Source organism: Prevotella sp. HJM029, from assembly GCF_000599605.1.
GTDB lineage: Bacteria > Bacteroidota > Bacteroidia > Bacteroidales > Bacteroidaceae > Prevotella.
On record NZ_AZHT01000082.1, the window covers coordinates 1 to 2,035 of the forward strand.

The window sequence follows — 2,035 nt, forward strand, 5'->3', positions numbered from 1 at the left end:
CGAGGGTTTGTTTTCTTCTTGTACTACGTAAATCTGTTTTTCGATAAAGCGAGAAAAAGGAAGCCGGGCTATGAGAGAAGCCCAGGATCTTGGACAGACACTGGGCCCGGAAATTAGTCCTATAGCTCAGTTGGTTAGAGCGCCACACTGATAATGTGGAGGTCGGCAGTTCAAGTCTGCCTGGGACTACAGCATTCCTTACAGTGGAGTGGGAAGTTCTTTTGCAGGAAATGTTGCAGGAGAGATTTTTGTTTTCTTCATCTGTATTTAAACTGGGGGATTAGCTCAGCTGGCTAGAGCACCTGCTTTGCAAGCAGGGGGTCAACGGTTCGAATCCGTTATTCTCCACACTCGATATGCCCTTGCACTATTTATGTTGGTAGGGAATTATTATCGAATCGATCTTTGACATATTGACACAAGCAAAACTGTAAAGTAAACTAAGTTCAAACTTAGAAATGATCATTTTATGGCTTTATCGCCATCAGAAATGAGATTTCACTTAACAGCTGAAAGTATGAGCGAGTCATTTCTTTTTTTTTAGAAGAGAGATGGCGCGAATTGAAGAAAGTAAGTAAGGGCGTATGGTGGATGCCTAGGCTCACAGAGGCGATGAAGGACGTGATAAGCTGCGATAAGCTTCGGGTAGGTGCAAATAACCTTTGATCCGAAGATTTCCGAATGGGACAACCTGTTTGTTTGAAGAACAAACACTTACGTTAAATCGTAAGGGCTAACCCAGGGAACTGAAACATCTTAGTACCTGGAGGAAGAGAAAATAAATAATGATTCCCTTAGTAGTGGCGAGCGAAGAGGGAAGAGCCCAAACCGTGACTGTGGCAACGCAGCTGCGGGGTAGTAGGACCGCGATATTGTATGCATGCAGCGAGCAGAATCCTCTGGAAAGAGGTACCATAGCGGGTGAAAGTCCCTTATGCGAAGCTAATTGCAACATAGCGGTATCCTGAGTAGCGCGGAGCACGAGTAATTCTGCGTGAATCAGCCGGGACCATCCGGTAAGGCTAAATACTCCTGTGAGACCGATAGTGAACCAGTACTGTGAAGGAAAGGTGAAAAGCACTTCGATAAGAAGAGTGAAAAAGTTCCTGAAACCATACGCCTACAAGCGGTCGGAGCTGCTTTATGCAGTGACGGCGTGCCTTTTGCATAATGAACCTACGAGTTACCATCTCTGGCAAGGTTAAGAGTAATGATACTCCCAGCCGTAGTGAAAGCGAGCCTGAACAGGGCGTTTAAGTCAGAGGGGGTAGACGCGAAACCAAGTGATCTACACTTGACCAGGTTGAAGTTCCGGTAACACGGAATGGAGGACCGCACCAATAAGCGTTGAAAAGCTTCTGGATGAGTTGAGTGTAGGAGTGAAAGGCCAATCAAACTTGGAGATAGCTCGTACTCCCCGAAAGGCATTTAGGTGCCGCGTGTGGTGATCTCCGTGAGAGGTAGAGCGACCGATAGGTCAAGAGGGCTTCACCGCCTATCGAGACCTGACGAACTCCGAATGCTCACGGACTGCAGCCATGCAGTAAGGGGGCGGGTGCTAAGGTCCGTCCCCGAGAGGAGAAGAATCCAGACCGCCGTCTAAGGCCCCGAAATTCTGTCTAAGTTAGTCTAACGAAGTCTGGTCCCCATGACAGCTAGGATGTTGGCTTGGAAGCAGCCATTCATTCAAAGAGTGCGTAACAGCTCACTAGTCGAGGGTCCGGGCATGGATAATAATCGGGTATAAGGCAGATGCCGAAGGCGCGGGATAGTAATGATAAAAGTATCGGTAGGGGAGCATTCCATGTGCGTAGAATGGTGAAGATAACTGATCCTGGAGCGCATGGAAAAGCAAATGTAGGTATAAGTAACGATAAAAGGGGTGAGATTCCCCTTCGCCGTAAGTCTAAGGTTTCCCGGGCAATGCCAATCAGCCCGGGGTAAGTCGGGTCCTAAGTCTCAGCCGAATGGTGAGGGCGATGGCAGAAACGGTTAATATTCCGTTACTACCTTTAGGAGCGATGTGGAGACGGAG

2 tRNA genes and 1 rRNA gene are annotated in these 2,035 nt (G+C 48.0%); all 3 read left to right on the plus strand.

Annotated features, from left to right (window positions below):
• Positions 1-115: 115 nt before the first annotated feature.
• A tRNA-Ile gene (locus tag X919_RS0105155) sits at positions 116-189 on the plus strand.
• Between the two features lie 85 nt (positions 190-274).
• A tRNA-Ala gene (locus tag X919_RS0105160) sits at positions 275-348 on the plus strand.
• Positions 349-564: 216 nt separating this feature from the next.
• Positions 565-2,035, plus strand: a 23S ribosomal RNA gene (locus X919_RS0105165); the annotation flags it as partial.